The following is a 2897-nucleotide window of genomic DNA, read 5'->3' as shown; positions in this document are numbered from 1 at the left end:
CTGGATCGACTCAATGCCCATCGCGACGTTAGCAAACATTTGGCAAGCCTCTTCTGAAGCCCAGCTAGATTTATGGAGCGAAGTAGACAGCGCTTACCCATCGAATCCAATCACACTTCATGGTCCGGGATCCGATTCAGGTACCTATGATTATTTTGTCAATGTGGTTTTGAATAAGACAAATAGCCGACAAGATTACTTCGCCAATGAAGATGATAACGCTATGGCAGCAGAAGTCGCTGCTGACAAATATGCAATGGCGTTTCTTGGCTTTGCCTACTACCAGCAGCATCAAGATATGCTTAAAGCCATTGCCATCACCAATACCAATGGCAAACCGACCCTACCTAGCGTAGAGAACGTCACTAACGGCGAATATAGTGATTTATCTCGCCCGCTATTTCTTTACGTCAATAAAGCTGCGATATCAAAGCGTGAAAGCGTTCGTAAATTTTTAACCCACGCATTCCACCCTCGCAATGTTAAGCGATCCGTGAACAACTCCGGCTACATTCCTCTTCCCGAGAAGATGTATAGACAAGCTCGTAACATCATAAGCCAAGAGATAACAGGCTCTCACTTCAACAGTGATGACATGGTGACCAACTTTACTCAGTTCCTTGAATCAAATTAGCGTTACTCTTAGAACGATCCGACTTTAAGTTTCAAACGTAGATACTCTTGTTAATCAAGCAAGGATTGGAGCAAACGCTAAGTATGTCTCTTATTACGCTTGGCCTATGTTTCATCTAATTGTTGAGTATAACCTATTGAAAATTCTAATCACTGGTGGAAGCGGTGGCATCGGAAGAGCGATTGTTGAGCATACCTCTACCCTATATCCTGAAGCTGCAATCTATGCCACATACAACTCTACCAAACCTGAAGAGTTACAAAGCAAAGCAGCCTGGTTTAACGTCGACTTGTCGCTAGAATCTGATGTAAAACAACTCGCAGATAAGATTCCTGATCTCGACATATTGGTCAATGCCGCTGGTTTTCTACATGATCAAACCAATAAGCCCGAAAAATCTATCAACGAATTCATTCCCGCGTTTTTTAACCAAAACTTGAGCTCAAATACCATACCTACACTATTGTTAGCTAAGTATTTTTCTCGCCACCTTAAAGCTAAGCATCGGACATACTTTATTTCACTATCTGCAAGAATCGGAAGTATCGAAGATAACAAAATTGGTGGTTGGGTTAGCTACCGTTGCTCTAAAGCCGCACTAAACATGGCGATAAAAACAGTCAGTATAGAGTGGCAATTTAAGCTACCAAACTGCTGTGTGTTTGCGTTTCACCCTGGAACCACAGATACACTATTGTCCCAGCCTTTTCAGAAGAAGGTTCCGCCAAACAAACTTTTTACTCCTGAATATGTGAGCCTCCAGCTGTTTAATATCATCAGCAAAGCACAACCATCAGACACAGGTAAGTTTTACAGTTTTACTGGTGAGGAACTACCATGGTGACTTTGTTACTCTCGCATCAGGACTGACACACAAACCACTCCCCATAGCAAAACCTGATAGCTGTGGGTATTTTCATTAATCGCTTGGTGTAAGGAGTGTTAGCGAACTAAGTAAAGAATCTGTTTAAACTCAAGCGACCTGCAATCTTTCACAAGCTCTTAGAGACACATTTCGACACCCGTTATACCAACGCCAATTGCTTCAAGCCGACGTATAGCCAGCTGAACATTGGATAACTTGCGTGATGAAACACAGTCACTGACCAGCTCGACATTTAAACCTAGTTCAGCCAATCCTTTTGCGGTTTGGTAAACACATATATGTGCCTCAATACCACAAACTAACCAAGTATCCACATTGGAGTTCTTGATGGTTGCTATAAAATCGGCAGACTCACAAGCACTGAAAGTGAACTTAGATATCGGACTAACTCCAGTCAAATGAACTTGTAGTTCTTCAACGGTAGAACCTAGCTTTTCAGGGTTTTGCTCAAGTAATACAATGGGTAAACCAAGTTCCCTAGCTCCTACTATTAAACTCGCGCAGTTAGAAATCAGAGCTTCACTATCATGGACTAAGCGTGCAAGCTTCCCCTGCACGTCAACAACGATCAACCCTGTATTATCTTTTGACAACATTTTATCTTCCCAAACTAAGTGACATAACGGCTTCTTCTATGCTGGTAAACTGTATCTTGGTAAGGCAGAGTTCTGCTTGAGCAAACTCATGTTCCTGAATCAATTGGGTTATGTCTTTCAAGTCTAACTGAGCATCTTTTTGCTCAAACACATAATCGCCACCAGTTGCCCTTACCACGTAGCAATGACCACAACTATCTATCAGACGGTCTGAAGCTGTTGTAAAAGTCCCATTCGGCTTTATATCTTGGACAATGGCATCTATTAGTTGATAAAAGTTGATAATATCTCGAGCTACTTCTCGATCCAGTGTTCCAATATGTTTACATTGCTCTTGATAAATCAGCGAGTAATGGGCTGGTATGTCTGCAAACAAAGTGTAAGTACCTTTCGGATTGTTTTTCAAATAAAGTACTGCTTCTTCCACAGACTCAACATATTTTCGATTCTCGATTACACGCAATAGCGCCGAGACTTCAGCAATTATCGAGTTTTGCACTTGCTGAGAAAACATCTTAGCCCTATGCTCTTCTAGATATTTTGTAGGAAAGAAAGTAACTAACCCACCAACTAGTGCCCCACCAAGCGCAGAAATCACAGGAATCCACTGATTAGGCTGAGATTTCGCGATTGTTTCAAATATCACTAATAGTTCCTGTTGATTCATAGGTTCCTCTATACACATAACGCCGCATTAAGGTGATGAGATGGTCTCCCCCTACCACTTCACATGTCTATCAGCCATGCTTGGAGTGTTCAGGTCCCGAAGCAAAAGGAGAAG

At 42.0% G+C, this 2897-nt stretch carries 4 protein-coding genes; 2 read left to right on the top strand and 2 right to left on the bottom strand.

All coding sequences use genetic code 11. The features are described from left to right. On the top strand, window positions 1–634 hold a 634-nt coding region (locus QTO00_RS17655), incomplete at its 5' end, for a substrate-binding domain-containing protein (protein ID WP_331425942.1). A gap of 106 nt (window positions 635–740) precedes the next feature. Further along, window positions 741–1478, top strand: coding sequence for an SDR family NAD(P)-dependent oxidoreductase (locus tag QTO00_RS17650; RefSeq protein WP_331425941.1), 738 nt, complete (start codon window positions 741–743; stop codon window positions 1476–1478). 158 nt (window positions 1479–1636) lie between these two features. Here the strand turns inward: QTO00_RS17650 and QTO00_RS17645 are convergent, their stop codons facing one another. Together QTO00_RS17645 and QTO00_RS17640 are read right to left on the bottom strand one after the other, a co-directional pair. Further along, window positions 1637–2116: an isochorismatase family protein gene (locus QTO00_RS17645; protein ID WP_331425940.1), complete on the bottom strand. Its 480-nt coding sequence runs from the start codon at window positions 2114–2116 to the stop codon at window positions 1637–1639. 1 nt (window position 2117) lies between these two features. Beyond that, window positions 2118–2783: a DUF4144 family protein gene (locus tag QTO00_RS17640; RefSeq protein WP_331425939.1), complete on the bottom strand. Its 666-nt coding sequence runs from the start codon at window positions 2781–2783 to the stop codon at window positions 2118–2120. Window positions 2784–2897: the final 114 nt, after the last annotated feature.

The organism is Vibrio sp. M260118 (assembly GCF_036533755.1).
Classification (GTDB): domain Bacteria; phylum Pseudomonadota; class Gammaproteobacteria; order Enterobacterales; family Vibrionaceae; genus Vibrio.
This window is presented reverse-complemented; position numbering and strand designations above follow the sequence as displayed.